Here is a 19703-nt window from a genome sequence, read left to right on the forward strand (position 1 = left end):
GGCTTCGCCGGCGGCCCGCCTACTCTGGAACGGACACGCGCGTCAAGGAATGTGAAGGGCGCTCGCGCCATGCGATGCCGCGCCGGGCGCGCGCGGGAAAACGGCGCCGAAGTGAGCGCGTGCCCGCGTGGCCGGCGCGCCGCCCCGGCCACGCGGGCGGGCACCGGCAAACCCGCGCGGCGGGCATCGCGCGGCGGGCGACGGACATCGGCGGCGGGCTAGGCGGCGAGTTTCGCCGCCGCGTCGCGCAGCGCGGTGCGCAGGCCCTCTTCCACCACCGGGTGGTAGTACGGCATGGCCAGCATCTGCTCCACGGTGAGCGCCTGCTGGTAAGCCCAGGCCAGCAGGTGCGCGATGTTCTCGGCGCGCGGGCCGGTCCATTCGGCGCCGAGGAAGCGCCCGCTGCGCTTGTCGGCATAGACGTGCATCAGCCCGCGGTTCTTCAGCATCACGCGGCTGCGGCCCTGGTCCTCGAAGCTGACCTCGCCGGTGACGAAGCTGTCCGGCGCGAGGTCCGCGTGGCGCTGGCCCACCATCGCGATCTGCGGGTCGGAGAACACCACGCCGATCGGCGCGCGGCGCGCCAGCGGGCGCACCGCGGGATAGGCGGCGGCGTTCTCGCCGGCGGCCTTGCCTTCGTCGGCCGCTTCGTGCAGCAGCGGCAGCACGTCGTTGGCGTCGCCGGCGATGAACACCGGCGCCGTGCCGCATTGCAGCGTGGCCGGGTCGAACACCGGCACGCCGCGCCAGTCGAGCTCGAGGCCGCTGTTCTCCAGCCCCAGGTTGCGCACGTTGGGCACGCGGCCGGTGGCGGCCAGCGCGTAGTCGAAGCGCTCCGTGACCGGGTTGCCGTCGAGGCCGGTGAAGCTGATCACCACCTCGTCGCCGTCGCGCCGCATCTCGCCCAGCGCCGCATCGGGATCGATGTAGAACTCCTGGCTGAAGCTGGCCACGGCGTTGGCCTTGATGGCCGGATCGGTGAGCGGGCCGACGCCGCCGCGCAGGCCGAACACGCGCACGTGCACGCCCAGGCGCGACAGGGCCTGGCCCAGCTCGAGGCCGATCACGCCGGGACCGAACACCGCCACGCGGCGCGGCAGGTCGTCCCACGCGAACACGTCGTCGTTGACCACCAGGCGGTCGCCGAACGCCTTGAGCGGCGGCGGCACCATCGGGCTGGAGCCGGTGGCGATCACCACGCGGCTGGCGCGCACCGTGGTGTGGCCGTCCACCGCCAGCACGGTGTTGTCGATGAAGCGGGCGTAGCCGCGGATCTTGTCCTCGGCGGGAATGCCGTCCACGCTGCGCACCACGAAGCCGACGAAGCGGTCGCGCTCGCGCTTGACGCGGTCCATCACCTCGCGGCCGTCGACGCGGATGGCGCCGTCCACGTGCACGCCGAACGGCGCGATGTGGCGCAGCTCGTGCGCGGCCTCGGCCGCCGCGATCAGCAGCTTGGAGGGCATGCAGCCCACGCGGGCACAGGTGGTGCCGTAGGGGCCGCCTTCGATGATGACGGCGCGCTTGCCGGCGGCGCGCGCGGCGCGGTACGCGGCCAGGCCGGCGGTGCCGGCGCCGATCACGGCCACGTCGGTGTGGATGGTCTGCACGGTCTGCTCGCTCTGCGTGGTGGTCATGACGATGTCTTTCCTGGTGGAGTCTGCTTCAATCAGCGGACCCGATGGCAGCAGCCGGTGCCGCCATCGGGTCCGCCGACTGGGGGCGCGGCACTCGGCGTGCCGCGCCCTTGCGGCGGTGAAGCGTCAAACTGGAAACATGGGGCGTGCGCGGACGCCCGGCGCGCTCAGCGCGCGAGGTAGGCCTCGAGCGCCTCGGCGTCGCCGACCAGGCTGCCGTTGATGAAGATCTGCGGCGCGGTCATGTTGCCGGACACGGCGCCCAGCACCTTGCCGCGGACCTTGTGCTCGAGCGGCACGTCGATGTACTCGTAGCCGTTGTCGGACAGCATCTGCTTGGCCTTGGCGCAGAACGAGCAGCCCACCTTGGAGAAGACCACGACCTGGTCGGGCTTCCTGGCGTCCGGGGCGATGTAGCCCAGCATGGTGTCGGCGTCCGAGACCTTGAACGGGTCGCCCGGCTCTTCCGGCTCGATGAACATCTTCTCGACCACGCCGTCCTTGACCAGCATCGAATAGCGCCAGCTGCGCTTGCCGAAGCCGAGGTCGGTCTTGTCGACCAGCATGCCCATGCCTTCGGTGAACTCGCCGTTGCCGTCGGGAATCATGACGATGTTTTCCGATTCCTGGTCCTTGGCCCATTCGTTCATCACGAAGGTGTCGTTGACCGAGACGCACAGGATCGCGTCCACGCCGTGCTTGGCGAAGACCGGGGCCAGCTCGTTGTAGCGCGGCAGGTGGGTCGACGAACAGGTCGGGGTGAACGCGCCGGGCAGCGAGAACAGGGCGATGGTCTTGCCCTCGAACAGGTCGGCGGTGGTCACCGTCTTCCATTCATTGTTTTCGCGGACGCGGAACGAGACGTTGGGGACGCGTTGACCTTCACGGGATTGCAGCATGGGTAGGGCTCCTGGGTGGCTTGGGGGTGGATGGCCGCGTGTTGCAGCGAAGACCCGATTCTGGGGGGACGGTCTTTATTTGTACAATTTATCGTCACAAATACGGCGATTGCAAATTACTATCGATACGCCATAGCACGGACCTATCGCGCCGAAAGCGGCGCGCGAACGGGCCGGGCCGGCGGACCGGGGAGGCGGGGGAAACGATGCGGGAGGGAAGGAAGGCACCCGGGCGGGCGCCCGGGCGAGGGGAAGCGAGGGGAAGCGAGGAGAGGCGAAGCGGGCGCTACATGTCCTTGAGCCACCGCGACTCGACAAAGCCGCGGTCGTTGTAGAGGCGCATCAGCGTGTCCTTGGGAACGGCCTTGAGGCGCGACTTGGCGATCTTCCCGCCGCCGCCCTCCTCCCACGCGGACTCCCAGACGGTCGCCAGCGTCAGCGCGCCGTCGACCATCCGGGCGATCGTCGCCTCGCCGAGTTCCGCCCACATGGCGTCGAGCTGGCCGCGCCCCTTGTTCCTGAGGTAGCAGTCCACCACCGTCTCGGGCGGCAGCGCGGCGATCGTGCGCCGCATGAGCTGGACCACGGCGTCGGCCGCGGCGTCGCCGCCGGTGAAGCGCTTCTTCACGCGCTTGCCCCTGGCCTGCCGCGCCATGCGCGCGACCAGGTCGGGCGCGTTCGCGTCCAGCATCGCGGTCTCGTAGACCGAATGGACCTTTTCCTCCTCCGGGTGGCCCGGATGCCCGTGGTGCAGCTCGGAGACGTGCAGCGGCTGGCAGCCGTCGCCGATGTAGTGGGCCAGCACGCCGGCGGCGCAGACGTAGCCCGCCACGTCGCCGTCGCCGGCGAAGCCGACCATCGCCTCGTAGAGCTGCCTGACGCGGAACGGCAGCGCCCCGCGGTGCTCGTCGGCCGGGGACGGCGCCAGGGCATCGTAGAAGCGGGTCCAGGCCTGCGCCGTGCGCGAGGTCTTGTCCGCCGCCCACAGCGCGAGCAGCGTCTGCCCGGCGAATTCGCCCTCGCCGGGCTGGTCCATGTCCGCGAAGTGGTTGGCCTCGTCCATCTTGCGCGTGTAGCGCCACACCAGGTCCGGCACGTCGGCCAGCGCGACGAAGGCGGTGCGATCGCTCGCGCCGGGCAGGTTGCCGGCGCTGACGTCCTCGTCGCTCACCGAGATGCGCTGCGCGTTCGCGGCGAGCAGCGTGGCCAGCTCCGGCGCGCCGGCCATGAAGCAGGCCGCGTAGCCGATCTTGTAGTGGCCGACCTTGCCCCAGTACTGGCTGTGCCCGACGTTCCAGTCGCGCACGATCTCGACGTCGAGCTGGCGGCATACCGCGCTCAGCGTGCTGGCCAGCGCGAACTCCACCGGCTGCGCGCCGGCGCCGAAGAAGCCCTGCCCGCCCCACTGGATGCCGACCGGGCGGTACGCCCGCGTGCGCGCGTTCCCGCCCTGCCCGTCCTCCGCGCCCGGTCCCTCCTCCCCGGCCTTGCCGTCGCCGAGCGCCAGCGCGTCCGCGGCTTCGTCCCAGAACCACAGGCTGCCGGAATCGCCCGGGCGCGTGTCCACCGAGGCGGCGCCGGCCCGCGGCCCGATCAGCAGCTCGGCCACGTGGTCCGTGCCGCCGAGCGTGGCATAACGGAAGAACAGCCCCTGTATCTCGCCGCGCGCGCCGCCCTTGTCCGCGCCGGCCGCGCGGGCGAACACCGGGCAGCCGATGATGTCGAGGCTGAGCGTGTTGGCGTTGATGTCGAGCGGCGCCCCGATGCGGCCGACGCCGAGCACCTGGCAGGTCCACGACTGGATGTCGTCGATCAGCACCAGCCCGGCATCCAGCGTGACCAGCGTCTGCACGCCCGCGAAGCCGGGATAGAGGTCGGACAGCGGGTACTTGCCCGCCATGCGGCCCTCGGCGGTGCCGAGCTGGCGCTTGCCGCCGCGGTCGTAGGTGTAGAGGCGCTCGCCGGCATCGCCGGCCACGTGGCTGCTGGTCAGCGCGTAGGAGTACGCGCCGTCGGACACGATGCCGCCGATGGTGCCGCGCAGGGTGGTGCCCTGCGCGTCGCGGAAGATCGGATAACCGCCGCCGACGAGACCGGTCGGAAAGGACAGGCCGGCGCCGGCGGACAGGTCGGCCTGCCGCCGCGAGGCCAGCACCACGCAGGTGGGCACCACGCGCCCGTCCGGCAGGTACAGCCGGGGCGGGACGATGGCCTCCGGATGCCGGCTGAGCGTGTCGAGCCCGACCCACGTATCCACGAACACCAGCACCGCGGGCCACGACCAGTCCCGGATGACGCTGTTCTCGAGCGTCCTGGGCGGGGCGCCCGCGCCCGGCGGGCGGTGGCTCAGCCGCGGATCGCTGGCGTTGTCGTCGTCCTTGCGGATGCGGTAGCGGCCCACCGCGGTGCCCACCACGTGCGGCAGGTTGGCGATGTGGACGTGATAGCGGTCCCGCGCTTCGAGCAGGTCCTGCACGGTCAGCGACTTGAATTCGGTGCGGCGCGCGAATCGGTCCACGGGCTCCCCTCCTGCGTGGCGTTTGTGGTGGGTCCGGTGCCGGGACGCGCGGGTCTTTCCACCCTTTCGCGCTTCCGTCCGCTCGTCTCTTCGTGCTCCGGCCGTTGGCCGCAGGCGGCCCGCGGGCACGCGCGCGGCGAAGGCCGTCCACCGGTTGCTGGGAATTATGTGCAATGGCCGGGAATTACCCAATAACCAATATTTACATCTGATATTCGAAATGCTTGTCGCATCTCCCATGTCAATTCCGTGACAGGTGAATTTGATTTTTCATTCGAATTTCCGAATATCGGAATGCCGCAAAACATCGCCACGGCATACCGCCGAAAGCACCGTCCTCGGACCGCGTCGGATTCCTCCGTCACCGCGCAAAGCGCCACAACGCAAGCCATTTTCGCCAACGGCCCGCCGGAACGAGGCCGGCGCCGGAGCCGAGGCACGGGGAAAGCACCTGCCCTTCCCAGGCCGCGCGTCCTAGGCAATGGCGTACCCCAGCACCGGAAAGGGCCGACATCTATTTCGGATATTTCGCAACGCAACTGCCCAAGGCGGCCTTTACATTTGTCACAATTGCCGCCCCCGATCCAGCGGCCTCCTCCAGGCCCCGGCAGCTCACCCAGTTCCTGCCGGCCCCCCTGCCTTTGACGAGAAATGCCTTATGTGCCGCTGTTTTCCCCCATGCTCCGCCAATAGTCTGCCGCCTCGGGGAACGCATCTGCCGGCCACGTGGCAGCCGCGCCGCCTGGCCCGCTGCCTCGCGGCGTCGCTGCTGGCGCTGTGCCTGCCCGCGCAGGCGGATCCGGCCCCGGCCACCGCCATGCCGCCCGCCGCCCCCTTCAGCCTGCAGCTTCGCCTGGCGCCCTCGCCGGCCGCGGGCGGCGCGCAGTGGGCGGCGCCGCTGCCGGACAGCCCGGCGCTGGCCGCCTGGCGCCGCGCCGGCGCCGGCCTGCGGGTCGGCGTGGCGGGCAACTACCTGCCGCCGTTCGACCTGGTCGACCTGGAAGGGGAATACCGCGGGATCTCGGCCGACTATCTCGCCGTGCTCGCCGCGCGCATGGGCGTGCCGCTGCGCGTCATGCGCTACCCGTCGCCGCAGGCCGCGCGGCGCGCGCTCGACCAGGGCGCGGTCGACCTCGTCACCACCGTGCTGGACGGCCAGCCCGGCGGCCTGCGCACCGCGCCCTACCGCGCGCACCGCCTGGTCGAAGTCATCTCGCGCCGCGACAGCCGCCACAACGAGGCGACGCGCGCCATCGGCTACCTGCGCGGCGAGGTCTCGCCCGCCGCGCTGGAGCAGGCCTACCCGGACGCGCCGCTGCGCGCGTTCGACAACCTGCTCGGCGCGCTCGACGAACTGGTGCGCAAGGCGGACTTCGTGATGGTCACCAGCGCCGCCGCGGCCAGCTACCTGATCGACCAGTACAGCTACGGCGAACTGACCGCGCGCAACTTCGCGCCGATCACCCCGGAGGGCGTGCGCTTCGCCGTCGCCGACCCCGCCCTGGGCAGCCTCGTCGAGCGCGCGCTGGCCGGCCTGCCGGCGGCGCTGCAGCGCCAGATCGACAATGCCTGGGTGCCCGGCTCGCTCGAATTCCACCTCGCCGACAAGCTCAACCTGTCTGCCGCGGAAAGCGCCTGGCTGGCGCGCCACCGCGACGTGCGCTACCTGGCTTCGCGCGATCTCGTGCCGTTCCAGTTCATCGGCGCCGGCCAGCAGCTCGAAGGGCTGACCGAGCAGGTGCTGCAACTGGTCGGGCAGCGCACCGGACTGCGTTTCGTGCCGTACTGGCCGGCCACCGCGGCGACGGCCAGCGCCGACCTCGACAGCGGCGCGCTGGACGTCGTGCCGATCCTGCCGATCAACCATCCGGACGCCGGCACCGGCAGCCTGCCGGTGAGCGCGCCGTACTACTCGGGCAACTGGGTGGTGGTCGCGCAGGCCGGCGACGACAGCATCCACAGCGTGGCCGACCTCGCCGGCAAGGTCGTCGCGGGGCCGCCGTTCAACGGCATCCAGGAACTGGTGGGCGCCAGCTACCCGGTCAGCCGGCGCGAGACCGGCACCTACGAGGAAGCGTTCCGCATGGTGGCCGCGGGCAAGGCGGACGCCACCATCGCCAGCGCCTTCATGGCCGACTACATGCTCAAGCGCGCCTACGCGGGCCGGCTGCGCATCGCCGCGGCGACGGGCGGCATGCCGCTCGAGGTCGGCCTCGGCGTGACCCGGCAGCACCCGGAGCTGCTGGCCATCCTCAACAAGGCCCTGCTCAGCATCTCGCGCGACGACCTCGGCGCCATGCGCGCGCAATGGACCCAGGCCGGCGTGCCGGTGCTGGCCTGGCGCCAGTTGCTGCCGTGGCTGATCGCCGGCGCGGCCGTGCCGCTGGTGGTGAGCGCGCTGTTCCTGGGCTGGGTGACGTCGCTGCGGCGCCAGGTCACGCAGCGCAGCGCGGCCGAGCACGCCCTGCTGGACCAGCTCGCGTTCCAGGCCACGGTGCTGGACGGCATCCCGCAGCCGATCTTCCTGCGCGACAGCGCGCTGCGCATGATCACCTGCAACCGCGCCTACGAGGCGGCGCTCGGCACCTCGCGCGAAGTGCTGCGCGGCACCGCGCCGTCCTATGCGCGCGCCGTGATCAAGCCCGATATCGGCTCGCAGGAGCAGATGGACATCTACCGGCGCGTGCTGGACACCGGCCAGCCCTTCGCCGCGGACCGCCGCCTGATGGTCGACGGCGTGGCGCGCAGCGTCACCAGCTGGGTGACGCAGCTGCGCCGCGCCGACGGCGGCACCGCCGGCATCGTGGGCGGCTGGATCGACGTGACCGAGCGCGAGCAGATGCTGGCCGAGCTGGCCGGCGCCAAGGACCGCGCGGAGGCCGCGAACCGCGCCAAGTCCACCTTCCTGGCCTCGATCAGCCATGAGATCCGCACGCCGATGAACGCCATCCTCGGCATGCTGGAACTGATGCTCACGCGCCGCCGCGGCGAGCACGACCGCGAGCAGCTCGGCACCGCGCACAGCGCCGCGACCTCGCTGCTGTCGCTGCTCGACGACATCCTCGACCTGTCCAAGATGGAAGCCGGGCAGTTCACGCTGCAGCCGCGCGCGGCGAGCCTGCGCGACGGCCTGCAGGAGGTGGCGCGCATGTTCCGCCCGGTGGCGTCGCAGAAAGGGCTGGCGCTGACGCTGGACGCGGACGCGGCGGTCGCGCCCGCGCACATGGTGGACATGCTGCGCATCCGCCAGGTCATCGGCAATTTCGTCTCCAACGCGATCCGCTTCACCGAGCGCGGCGGCGTGCGCATCCGCCTGCATGGCGAGGCCGTGCGCGAAGCGCGGCAGGCGCTGGAGATCGTCATCGAGGACAGCGGCATCGGCATCCCGGCCGAGGCCATCGGCAAGCTGTTCCGCCCGTTCGCCCAGGTGGAGTCCGCCGGCCGCCCCAACATCGGCGGCACCGGGCTGGGCCTGTCGATCTCGCACAACCTGGTGCGCAAGATGGGCGGGCAGGTCACGCTGGAGAGCGAGCCCGGCCAGGGCACGCGGATCCGGGTGCGGCTGGAGCTGCCGGTGTGCGCCGCGGCACCGGCGCTGGCGGCCCCGCCCGGGCCGCGCGGCGGCTTCGCGCCGTTCCCGCCGGGCCGGCGCGTCCTGGTGGTGGACGACCACGCGCCCAACCGCCTGCTGCTGGTGCGCCAGCTGCAGCGGCTCGGCATTGCCTCGTGCACGGCGGAAGACGGCGCGCTGGGCCTGCAGGCGATCCTGCGGGAGTCGCCGGACCTGGTGATCTGCGACTGCATGATGCCGGTGATGGACGGCTTCGGCCTGGCCAGCGCGGTGCGCGCGCGGCACGACGCCGCCAGCCGGGTCCCGATCATCGGCTGCACCGCCAGCGGCCAGGCCGAGGACCACCGGCGCGCGCTGGCCGCGGGCATGAACGCGGTGATCGTCAAGCCGGTCGGGCTGGCGGTGCTGGAGCGCACGCTGCGCGGTTATCTCGGCGCCGGCGCGCAGGCGGTGGAAGTGGCGGAGGTGGCGGCGGGCAAGACCGCGGCGGAGATGGCCGAGGAACGGCCCGAAGACTGACTAGAGGCCGGCGCCGCCGCGCCGCGGCGCGGTCATGGCGTCACTGCCCCGGCGAGAGCCGGCAGCGCCGCGCGAAGTCGACCAGGTCCACCAGCGAGTTGACCTGCAGCTTGCCCATGATGCGGGTCTTGTGGCTGCTCACCGTCTTGTTGCTGATGAACAGCAGCTCGCCGATGGCCTTGTTGGACAGGCCGCGCACGAGCATCTGCAGGATCACGATCTCCTTGTCCGACAGCAGCATGAGCCGCTCCTCGTCGGCGCGCTGCGACACCGGCGGCAGGTCGCGCTCGTGGCGCATCTCGGGGAACACGGTGTAGCCGGCCATCACCGCCTCGACGCAGCGCACGATCTCCTTCATGTCCTGCATCTTGCTCACGAAGCCCTGCGCGCCGGCCTGCCGCGCGCGCGGCGCGAAGGTGGCCTGGTCCTGGCCGGAGATCACGAGGATGCGGATCGGCGGGTGCAGCAGCTTGAGCCGGGGAATCACGTCGAGGCCGCTGATGCGCGGGATGTCCAGGTCCAGGATGGCGAGGTCGGGCTCGAACTGCCGCACGGCCTCGATGGCCGCCTGGCCATTGTCCGCTTCCAGGATGTTGCTGACCCCCAGCACTTGCGACAACTGTGTCTTGATCACCAGGCGCAATGCCGGATGATCGTCGACGATCAGGATCGTTGCCACGCGCGTTCTCCCCAAGATTCCCAAAGACAGCTCATTCTCCGACTGCTCACGCTCCGCCCGCCTCCGGCGCCTTACCGTGATTTTGCGGGTGAAGCGCGGATTATGTTATGAAATTACGCCACGGGCGCCGGGAATTGTCTGCACAAAATGTCGGAAATTTCCCAAAAGAGTTGCGGCACTGCGGAATATGCACTTCCCCGACGGCGCCCGGGCGGGGGCCGGAAGGTGGCCAAGAGGTGGCCCGAAGGTGGCCGACGGCGCCCCGGCGAGCCGTCCGGCGCATGACCGCCGCGCCCGCGGCCGCGATGCGGAAGTTTCAGCGGGGGTTGGCGGAAAAAACGCGGCGCGCCATGCGAAACGGCGCCGCGGCATGCCATGCGCGGCCGGCGCGCCCGCCGCGAAAGCCGCGAGCTACGGCGATTTGCCGAAATTTCGCAAACCGCCGCCGCGCCGTCGGGGATAAAGTCTGAAGCCGATGTCCTTGCCGGCGCCCCGCGCCGCCGTGCCCACCACGATCCCCGCGTGCCCGCGCACCGTCTTCCCGGATATGAGCCCATGCAGGCCGATGCTATGTCCTCCAAAACCCTAATCGTCATCGCCGACGACCATCCCGTCATGCTGCTGGGCCTGCGCGGCCTGCTGGCACAGTTCGACAGCGTGGAGATCGCCGGCGTCGCCCGCAACTCCACCGAGCTGCTCACGGTGCTGAGCCGGCGTCCGTGCGACATCCTGCTGACCGATTTCGTCATGCCGGGGGGTGCCCACGGCGACGGCATGCACATGCTCGAACTCGTGCGCAGCCACTATCCCGAGCTCTGGATCCTGGTCGTGACGATGATGGACAACCCCGGCCAGATCGGCAAGCTGGCGCGGTTCGAGCGGCTGTCGGTGGTGAGCAAGCTCGACGATGCGTCGCACATCGCGACCGCGCTGGGGCAGATGCTGGTCGGGCGCCGCTACCTGTCGCCGACCATCCAGGCGCTGCAGGACAGCGCCGGCATGCAGGTGGATCCGCGCGTGCGCTTCGGCGCGCTCAGCCCGCGCGAGATCAGCGTCATCCGCCTGTACCTGACCGGCATGTCGGTCAGCCAGATCGCGGCCAACCTCGGCCGCAGCATCAAGACCATCAGCACGCAGAAGATGTCGGCCATGCGCAAGCTGGGCCTGCGCGGCGACATGGACCTGTTCAGCTACGCCACCTCCACCGGCCTGCTCGGCCAGACGCGGCCGCACGCCGGCGGCAAGCCCGCGGATGCCGCGGGCGAGGGCAGCCTGCCTTAACCCGCGGCGGCGGCCTCAGGCCTGTCCGCGCGGGTGGCGCTGCGCGGCGCCGGCATCGATATCGGTATCGACCCCGGCGCGCCACGGCTGGCCGGGGCCGACATGGTCGCCGGGGGCCGCGGGCGCGGCCTGCATCTCGAAACCGGGATCGGGCAGGGGCACGGTGATCGTCGCCATCAGGGACAACGGGCACCACCAGAGCGCTTTCAACAGATTCATTTGTCCCCTCCTTGCCCGCATCGGGGCCGAAGACCACGGCCGGTGACGACTGACCGGCTATCCGGCTTTATTCGATGCATTTCACCATGAATGCCGTGGACTGTTCCACCGCATAACGGCTGCCGGAAGGCCTCAATTGAGGGTTGTCACAAACATTTCATCGTGCTACGCGCGGAACGTGCCGTCCCGCGCACGTGCGGGCACGGACGCGGCGGCCGGAGCGCGGCGCGAGGCGGTCCGCGCGAACCCCGGCACACAGTGAGTTCGAGGGCTCACGGGTTCGCGCGCGGCGCCGGCGAGGCGGCGCTCAGCAGATCCGCCAGCCGGGCGTGCCGGGGTCTTCGAGCGGCGTCGCGCGCAGGTAGCTGGTGGTCTCGCCGCAGCGCTCGCGGTTGCTGCGGCGCAACTGCAGGCCGTTGAGCACCCCGCCGATCACGTTGGCGCGCGCGCGCTCGAGCTGCTTGAGGGCCTCGCTCACCTTCTCCTGCGGCGTGCAGTCGGCGCGCACGAACAGCAGCGTGGAGCCGGCCAGGCGCCCCACCAGCGCCGCGTCCGCCACCGCCAGGATCGGCGGCGTATCCACCAGGATCAGGTCGAAGCCGGCGTCGCAGGTCAGCAGCAGCTCGCGCAGCGCCGGCAGCATCAGCAGCTCGGACGGGTTCACCGGCCGCGTGCCGGCGGCGAGCAGCCACAGGCCGGGCACCGCGGTGGGCCGGATCGCATCGTGCAGGGCCAGCGTGCCGCACAGCAGGTCGGCCAGCCCCGGCATGCCCTCCAGCCCGAACTGGCCGGCCACGCGGGCGCGGCGCAGGTCGCCGTCGACCAGCAGCACGCGCATGCCGGCCTCGGCTGCCAGCACCGCCAGGTTGACCGCGCCGAAGGTCTTGCCGGCGCCCGCCGAGGCGCTGGTGACGGCGACGATGTGGTTGGCCGCGCCCTCCATCGCGAAATGCAGCGCCGCGCGCAGCGTGCGCAGTCCTTCCACGGCCGGCGCGTGCGGGTATTGCCGCGCCAGCAGGTAGCGGTCGTGCAGCGCGGGCGGCGGCTCGCCGGCCGCCTCCGGCTGCATCGTGGCCGGCGAGACCGCGCCGCGCAGCGCCGCGCGCGCGCCGTCCACGCCCGACGGCAGGCACATGGCCTGGGCCCGCTCGCCGGCCAGCAGCGTGGGCGCGATCAGCGAGCGCGGCGACGCCTGGCTGCGGCGCTCGAGCTCGGCCTGCTCGGGACTGAACACCACCTCGCCCACCATCGGCAGCGCCAGCGTGCTCTCGATCTCCGGCGCGCTGTCCATGCCCTGGCGCGCGCGCCCCTTGTAGACCGCCAGCGCGGCGCTGGCCAGCAGGCCCAGCAAGGCCGCCAGCGCGGTCAGCAGGCCCCGCTGCGGGCCGACCGGCAGCGCCGGGGCCACGGCGAAGTCCACCAGCCGCACGTCGCTGGTGCGGTCGGACTGCGCCAGCGCCAGCGCCTGCGCCTGGCGGCGCAGGGCCATGTAGGTGTCCTCGGCCACCTTCACGTCGCGCGTCAGCGAGGCCGATTCGCGCTCGGCCTCGGTCAGGCCCTTGCGCTGCGTCTCCAGGTTGCGGCGGTCGCTGGCGAGCTGCTGGAGCTGGTCGTCGACGGCCTGCACTTCCTGGCTTTCGGTGGTGTACTTGCGCAGCAGGCGCGCGCGCTCGATGCGCAGCGCGGAGATCTGCTTCTGGTAGTCGATGCTGCCGCTCAGGTACGACTTCGATTCCTCGGTGGGCTGCATCGAGCCGGCGCGGGCGCGGTAGCGCGCGAGCGCGGCCTCGGCCTGCTCGAGCTGCGCCTTCACGCGCGGCAGCTCGCCGGTGATGAAGTCGAGCTGCTGGTCGGCCTGCTCGCGCCGCTGGCCAACCTCGGTGTCGGAGATCGAGTGCGCCACCGCGTTGACCACGGCGGCGGCGCGCGCGGGGTCGCCGTCGCGCCAGGCGATGCGCACCGCCTGCGGCGCGGCGCCGGCCGTGCCCGCGACCGTGCCGGCCGTGCCCGGCTGCGCTTCCACCATGAGCCCGCGCACCAGCAGGTCGTAGGCCGTGACCGGATCGCGCCGCGTCAGCGTGAAGCGCGTGCCCGCGCGCGCGTCCAGCCGCGCCAGCTTCATCGACACGCCTTCGCCGCGCACCACGTCGCCGGCCTTGCCGGCGAGCAGCGTGGCGCCGTCGGCGCGCTCCAGGCGGAACTCGCCGTCGCCGAGCGCCACCAGCGTGAGCGGCTGGTTGAGCAGGGCCTCGGGCACGTTCAGCGCCAGCACGTCGATGCGCTCGCCGCCCCAGGCATAACCGGACAGCGCGTCCAGGCCCGCCGGCGGCGCCAGCGGCGCGCCGTCGGCGGCGCCGGCGAAGCGCGCCCACAGCGGCCCGATGAGCGGCACCACGCGCGCCGCCGCGACGATGTCGAGCCGGGACTCGCGCACCACCGGCGTGAGCACCGCGCGGCTGGTCAGCGCGTCCGGGCGCAGCTCGCCGGCGGGCGGCGCGGCGGACTGGCCGCCCGGGCCGCTTCCCTTGCCCGCCTCGGGCCGCGCCTCGGGCCGCACCAGCACGTCGGCCTGGTAGACCGCGGGCAGCGACCACGCATAGATCGCGCCGCACAGCGCCGCGCCGGCGGCGGCGCCGGCGATCATCCCGGCATGGTCGTGCCATGCGCGGGCCATGCCGCGGCGCACGGCCGCGGCCGGCGCCCGGAATGCCGGCGCGGGGCCGGCTTGGGTGAAGGTATTCACAGGCAGCTCCCTGAATGGGCTGAATGCGACGGATGCGCGCCGGCGGAGCCGGGCCGTGCCCGGCCGCCGCCGTCGAGCAGGCACAGCTCGGCGGGCCGCCCGGACAGCAGGCGCCCGTACTCGCGCGTGACCAGGCCATAGCATTCGCAGGCGTGCAGCTCCAGCCGGCGCCGGTCGATCAGCGTGATGTGGCCCCGGCTGTAATGGATCAGGCCCAGGTCGGCGAGCTTGCCGGCGGCCTCCGTCACCCCTTCGCGGCGCACGCCCAGGCGCGCGGCGATCACCTGCTGGGTGATGGCGATCTCGTTGGAGCACAGGCGGTCGGCGGTCAGCAGCAGCCAGCGGCACACCTGCTGGCTCAGCGAGTGGTAGCGGTTGCACACCGCGGTCTGCGCGATCTGCGTCATCAGCGCCTGCACGTACAGCAGCGCCGCGCGCAGCGTGGCCGGCGAGCGCAGCAGTTCCTGCCGCAGCCGCACCGAGCTCAGGCGGAAGCCGTAGCCGGGGGTCTGCACCTCGAAGCGGAACGGCATGGCCTGCCCGCCCGTGACCACCGGGATGCCGACCATGCCCTCGCTGCCCACGGTGGCGATCTCGATGGCGGTGCCGTCCTCGAGGAAGGACAGCATCGACACCACCGCGGTGGTCGGGAAGTAGACGTGGTTGGTGTGCTGGCCGGTATCGCAGAGCAGCTGCCCGGGACGCATGCGCACCAGCTCGACGTAGTCGGAGAGCGCGCCCCAGTCTTCGCGCGGCAAGCCGCGCAGCAGCAAGTTCACGTCCGGAGACAGTCGCTGGCCGTACATAGTCGTTCCCTCCGCCAATCCTGGCCGCTCTCGTGGCCGCCCGCGCGCGGCGCCGGCCGGCGCCGCGCCACGCATGCCGCAAGATCTGCGCCAATGCCGGCCCGCCGCGGCTGCGTTCGTGATTGCTGGCAACACCGTCACGCCTGTCACCTCCCGCTGCGTCAAGTGACGCCCGGCTACTCCTTCGGCATCGGCATCAGCCCGGGCCCGGCCGGCGCGATCGCGGCCGCCGCGAGCGCCAGGCTCTCCTCCGGCACGGCCGCGGGTGCCTTGCGCGGCGCCTCCGCGTCGCTCTTGTACGTCGCGCCCGGCATGGCGACCTCGCGCGCGATATGCTCGCCCAGCCGCAGCGACAGCGCGGCGATGGTGATGGTGGGGAAGTTCGCGCCCACGGTCGGGAACACCGAGCTGCCCGCCACGTAGAGGTTGGCCAGGCCGTGCACGCGGCAGTTGCGGTCCACCACGCCCGATCTTGGCGAATCGTGCATGCGCGTGGTGCCCATGTGGTGCCACGTCCCTTCGAGCGAGGCCGGCCACGGCTGCCCCTCGGTGGGCGGATCGAGCGTGACCTGCGCCACGCCGCTGCGCTGCAGCTCGTCGGCCAGCAGCGCGAAGGTGCGGTCGAAGGTGCGCTGCACCAGGCTGCCCACGCGCCAGTGCACGCGCACGCGCGGCAGGCCGAGCCGGTCGCGCTGGTCGCACAGCGTCACGCGGCTGTGCGGATCGGGCTCCGCTTCCACGATGGCCTGCATCTTGACGCCGGTGATCAGCGAGCGCGGCTGCAGCAGCCGCGTCAGCCCGAAGCCCACGGTGTCGATCGGGTGCGCGGCCATCGTCAGCAGGTCGCGGCTGACCTTGCGCCCGGGCTGCTCCTTCTTCAGCAGCGCCTGCTTGGCGCGGATCAGCGCCTCCGCGCCGCGGCTGCCCTCGCCGTAGAACAGCGAGAAGAACCACACGCGCGAATTGAGCAGCCCCTCGCGCTCCAGCACCGCCGGCTTGAGCGCGAACTGCGAGGACACGTGCGTGCCGTGGGCTTTGACCGCCGCGTTCTGGTAGTGGTATTTGATGTCGTACAGCTTGTTGCGCTCCCACGCCCTGCTGAAGCGCACGCTGCCGGACATCAGGCGCGGATGGTCCATGAAATAGCGCCCCACGAGGTCGGCGCCGTTGCCCAGCCCGGCCGCCTGCACGCCGTTCGAGGCCAGCAGCAGGCGCGCGTTCTCGATGCCGCCGGTGGCCAGCACGAACAGCCGCGCCGCCACCTTGAGGCGCCGCCCGCTGAGCGTGGCCACCGACACCCGCGTGACCGACGAAGCATCCGCATTGGCGTCGATGTTGACCACGTTGGCGTACAGGTAGACCTTGACGCGCTGCGACTTCTCCAGTTGCGGGCGGTACAGCTTGCCGAAGCGCGCCGGCGGGCTGAACTGCGAGATGGTGTCGCGGATGTGCCCGCCGGTGAGCGGCAGGCGCCGCACGTCGTGGCGCCGGATGGAAGCCTCCCAGTAGGCCGGGTCGAAATTGTTGGGCCCGAGCTTGAGCAGCGCGTGGGTGCGCTCGTAGAACGGCGTGAGCTCGTCGAGCCCGAACGGCCAGCCGCTGTGCGCGACCCAGCTGCGCCGCTCCAGGTCCCACGGATCCAGCGGCCGGCACCAGCCGCCCCAGCAGTTGCTACTGCCGCCGAGATAGCGGCTGCGGCAGCCGTCGGCGAAGGCGTAGGGCAGGCCGGTGTTCTCGCCGCGGTAGAGGTCGCGAGTGTCGTCGTCGGCGCTGTAGCCGCCGCTTTCCAGCAGGCAGGCATCGATGCCCAGGCGGTCCATCTCCAGCGCCAGCGTGATGCCGGCCACGCCGGCACCGATGATGCAGACGGTGCTGTGCACGACGGTGTCGTCCTGCAGTTTTCTTGTGTCGATGAACATGGCCTGCTCCCCGCTCGCCGGACGCGCGGCCCGGCGGCAACCCCTTCGCTGTCGATCCATCTTCCTACGGCGTGCTCGCCGGCGTTCGCCAACATTGCGCCAACGGCGGCCAAGCGCGCCCGCCCTCGCCTCCCTTCGCCTGTTCTTCCGCGCCGGCGTCAGCCGTCGCCGGCGCGCCAGCCCGGCACCGGCACCGCGCGCGCGGCCTCCTGCGCCGGCTTGCGGCCATGCTCGTGCGCGGGCGGCTCGGCCTGCAGCACGCGCAGCAGGTCGCCGGCCATGCCCTCGACCGAGAAGCGCCGCGCGAAGCTGGCCTGCGCGCACGCGCGCATCGCGCCGCGCTCGCGCTCGCCCAGGGCGAACCAGCAGCGCAGCAGCGCTTCCGTGCCCTGCGCCGTGTCCGGCGCGGCCAGGCCGGCGCCGTCGCCCTCGACCTCGCGCCAGATGTTCACCTTGTCGGAAATCAGCACCGGCACGCCGCACGCCATCGCCTCGGCCACCGCGATGCCGAAGTTCTCCTGGTGCGAAGGCAGCACGAACACGTCGCTGGCGCGGAACGCGCCCCATTTCATCGGGCCGTCGAGCATGCCGGGCCAGCTCACGCGCGCGCCGATGCCGGCCGCCGCCGCCTGCGCGCGCAGCCGTTCGCCCCAGCCCGCGCCGTCGGGGCCGGCCATCACCAGGTGCGCGTCGGGATAGCGCGCGGCGGCGCGGCCGAACGCCTCGATCAGCAGGTCGCAGCCTTTTTTCTCGTGGATGCGGCCGAGGAACAGCACGATGCGCTTGCCGCGCAGCTCGGGATGCGCGGCCAGGAAGCGCTCGCGCGGCGGCACGCCGGACGCGTCTTCCGGCGGCGGCGCCTGCGTGCCGAAGCTGACCACGCGCGCGCGCACCCGGTACAGCCAGAACGACCGGGCGGCCAGACGGCGCTCTTCCTCGGCGGTAAACAGCACCGCCCGCGCGTCGCGCAGCACGCGGTATTCCGCCCACGGCCAGTACAGCCATTTCTTCAGGTGCTTGAGCGGATAGGCGCGCTTGAACCACGGGTCGAGCATGCCGTGCGGGTAGACGTAGTAGGGCACGTCCAGCTTGCGCAGCGCGCGCCAAGTCCCGAAGCCGTGGTATTGCCACAGGCCGTTGACGATCACCGCGTCGAACTCGCGCGCGTGCGCGCGCAGCCACGGCACCAGCCGCGGCGAATAGTGATAGAAGCCGCGCGCCGGCCCGAGCGCATGCAGCGGCAGCGTGAAGCCGGCCACGCCGGGCGCGTCCGGCGCGTCGAGCGACAGCACCTCGACCTTGTGGCCCAGCGCCAGCAGCTGGGCGCTGCCCTGGCGCACGCTTTCCACCGGACCGCCGCCGCGCGGATCGACCGACGCCAGTACATGGAGGATCTTCATGTGGACGCCCCGCTCGGTTGATGGCGCAGGCGCGGCACCTGCGCGGCCGGGTCCGCCGCGGCTGCCGCGACCACCGCCGGCGCCGGCAGCGGCAGCGGATGCGGGTAGGCGCCGCCGGGCAGCGGCTGCCACGCCGGCGCGGCCGGCCCGGCAGCCGGCGCTTGCTGCGCCGGCGCTTCCTGCCTGCCGCGGGCCTCGGCGCGCAGCAGGCGCGCATGCGTGGCCACCAGCAGGCCCAGCGCCACGCCGTACAGCAGGCCCGAGAAGCGCGGCCCGAGCGGATTGCCGCCGATCGAGGCGGCCGGCAGCGAGGCCAACACCAGCAGCGCGCGCCCGAGCACGGCCAGGTACGGCGCGTCCGGCGCCACGCGGCGCCAGTGGCGGTAGGCCACGCTGCCGCGGTACAGCGCGTACAGCACGATCGCCGGCAGGGCGATGCCGAACAGCAGGCCGCCGGCGAACAACTGGTAGACCCAGAAGTTGTGCCCGGCCGTCCATTCGTTGATGGCGTAGAACTCCTTCTCGGTCATCTGCCCGGTGAGCGCCGGCAGGTAGGCCGGCGAATAGCGGTAGTAGTGCCCGTAGCCCTTGCCGACCAGCAGCGAGGTCTTGTTCTGCGTGACCTGGTCGTACTGGTCCTTGAGCTCGGCCAGGCGCGTGGCGGTGGTCGGGTCGATGCCGGACTCGGTCGCCTTGGCCGCGGCGAGGCGCTGCGTCCAGTGCGCGGCGACGCTCGGGAACAGCGCCGAGCCGATCAGCGCGGTGCCGCCCGCGAGCGTGGCCGTGATGACCGTGGCGCGCAGCGCCGCGCGCATCAGGTGCCGGATCGACGGCGCGCTGAGCCAGGTCGCGAACAGGAACAGCAGGGCCGTGCCGACCAGCAGGCTGCGCGTCACGCTCAGCATCTCGATCACCACGCTGACGATGAACAGCAGCAGGTTCATCTTCGTCACCCGCCGCGCGATGACGAACTCATGCAGCAGCACGCCCTGCAGCACCAGGAAGGCCGGCGAGACGATGCGAAAGCGCACGTTCTCCAGCCCGCCGCCGACCGCCATGCCATAGGCGAAGGTAAACAGCAGCGACACCGCCACCGCGTTGAACATGACACCCTCGATGTACGCCAGCCGGTCCTCCGGCCACGGATGGCGCGCCGCCAGGTAGCCGAGCAGCAGCAGCAGGAACGGCAGCAGCACGCGCAGGTAGTTGCCGAGGTCGTTGCCCTGCACGAGCTGGGCCACCAGGCTGCCCGGCACCGTCAGCAGCAGCGCCGCCATCGCCAGCCGGCTCAGTTGGGTGCGCCCGGTGAAGCGCGGCGCGATCAGCGCCAGCGCCGCGGCCGCGCCGACGGCGGGCACCGTCAGCAGGATCTGCAGGATCCGCGTGCCGTTCTCGTCCACGCTCTTGAAGTCGAGCGCGAGCGGATACAGCATCAGCCAGATCCACAGCGGTGCGAAGCGGTTGCGCATGGCGGCAGCCCTCCGTCAGCCGCGGCGGGCCCGCGCGGCGCGC

Annotated in this window: 12 protein-coding genes; 2 read left to right on the top strand and 10 right to left on the bottom strand. The window is 71.9% G+C overall.

Annotation, left to right across the window (positions count from 1 at the left end; translation table 11 throughout):
* Nucleotides 1-218: 218 nt before the first annotated feature.
* The 3 genes from K206_RS0119510 to K206_RS0119520 all read right to left on the bottom strand — a co-directional run bounded on the left by K206_RS0119510 (nt 219) and on the right by K206_RS0119520 (nt 5054).
* Nucleotides 219-1610: a dihydrolipoyl dehydrogenase gene (locus K206_RS0119510; RefSeq protein ID WP_029043834.1), complete on the bottom strand. Its 1392-nt coding sequence runs from the start codon at nt 1608-1610 to the stop codon at nt 219-221.
* Nucleotides 1611-1804: 194 nt separating this feature from the next.
* Nucleotides 1805-2536 carry a glutathione peroxidase gene (locus K206_RS0119515; protein ID WP_020204076.1) on the bottom strand — a complete coding sequence of 244 codons (732 nt, stop codon included), beginning with the start codon at nt 2534-2536 and terminating at the stop codon, nt 1805-1807.
* 286 nt (nt 2537-2822) lie between these two features.
* Complete coding sequence (locus K206_RS0119520; protein ID WP_020204077.1) at nt 2823-5054, bottom strand: hypothetical protein; 2232 nt, start codon at nt 5052-5054, stop codon at nt 2823-2825.
* An 817-nt stretch (nt 5055-5871) separates the two neighbouring features.
* On the opposite strand from K206_RS0119520, the gene K206_RS0119525 reads away from it, so the two are divergent.
* The gene (locus tag K206_RS0119525; protein WP_020204078.1) at nt 5872-9144 is read left to right on the top strand and encodes a transporter substrate-binding domain-containing protein; all 3273 of its coding nucleotides are present in this window, start codon (nt 5872-5874) and stop codon (nt 9142-9144) included.
* Between the two features lie 40 nt (nt 9145-9184).
* On the opposite strand, the gene K206_RS0119530 is transcribed toward K206_RS0119525, so the two are convergent.
* Nucleotides 9185-9823 carry a response regulator transcription factor gene (locus K206_RS0119530; protein WP_020204079.1) on the bottom strand — a complete coding sequence of 213 codons (639 nt, stop codon included), beginning with the start codon at nt 9821-9823 and terminating at the stop codon, nt 9185-9187.
* A 570-nt stretch (nt 9824-10393) separates the two neighbouring features.
* On the opposite strand from K206_RS0119530, the gene K206_RS38750 reads away from it, so the two are divergent.
* Nucleotides 10394-11104, top strand: coding sequence for a response regulator transcription factor (locus tag K206_RS38750; RefSeq protein ID WP_043366914.1), 711 nt, complete (start codon nt 10394-10396; stop codon nt 11102-11104).
* A gap of 15 nt (nt 11105-11119) precedes the next feature.
* Here K206_RS38750 and K206_RS42965 read toward each other — a convergent pair whose 3' ends face one another.
* From K206_RS42965 to K206_RS0119565, 6 genes are all read right to left on the bottom strand, one after another.
* Nucleotides 11120-11323, bottom strand: a complete 204-nt coding sequence (locus K206_RS42965) for a hypothetical protein (protein WP_020204081.1) — start codon at nt 11321-11323, stop codon at nt 11120-11122.
* 307 nt (nt 11324-11630) lie between these two features.
* Entirely contained in the window at nt 11631-14066 is a 2436-nt protein-coding gene (locus K206_RS38755; protein WP_020204082.1) for a polysaccharide biosynthesis tyrosine autokinase, read from the bottom strand.
* Nucleotides 14063-14872, bottom strand: coding sequence for a Crp/Fnr family transcriptional regulator (locus K206_RS0119550; protein WP_020204083.1), 810 nt, complete (start codon nt 14870-14872; stop codon nt 14063-14065). Before K206_RS0119550 ends, K206_RS38755 begins: the two co-directional genes overlap by 4 nt.
* Nucleotides 14873-15048: 176 nt before the next feature.
* Nucleotides 15049-16791 carry an FAD-dependent oxidoreductase gene (locus tag K206_RS0119555; protein ID WP_020204084.1) on the bottom strand — a complete coding sequence of 581 codons (1743 nt, stop codon included), beginning with the start codon at nt 16789-16791 and terminating at the stop codon, nt 15049-15051.
* Nucleotides 16792-16949: 158 nt separating this feature from the next.
* Nucleotides 16950-18191: a glycosyltransferase gene (locus K206_RS0119560; protein ID WP_020204085.1), complete on the bottom strand. Its 1242-nt coding sequence runs from the start codon at nt 18189-18191 to the stop codon at nt 16950-16952.
* Nucleotides 18188-19660, bottom strand: a complete 1473-nt coding sequence (locus tag K206_RS0119565) for a hypothetical protein (RefSeq protein WP_020204086.1) — start codon at nt 19658-19660, stop codon at nt 18188-18190. Before K206_RS0119565 ends, K206_RS0119560 begins: the two co-directional genes overlap by 4 nt.
* Nucleotides 19661-19703 lie beyond the last annotated feature (43 nt).

The sequence above is a fragment of the Cupriavidus sp. WS genome (assembly GCF_000395345.1).
In the GTDB taxonomy this organism is placed as follows: Bacteria; Pseudomonadota; Gammaproteobacteria; order Burkholderiales; family Burkholderiaceae; genus Cupriavidus; species Cupriavidus basilensis_B.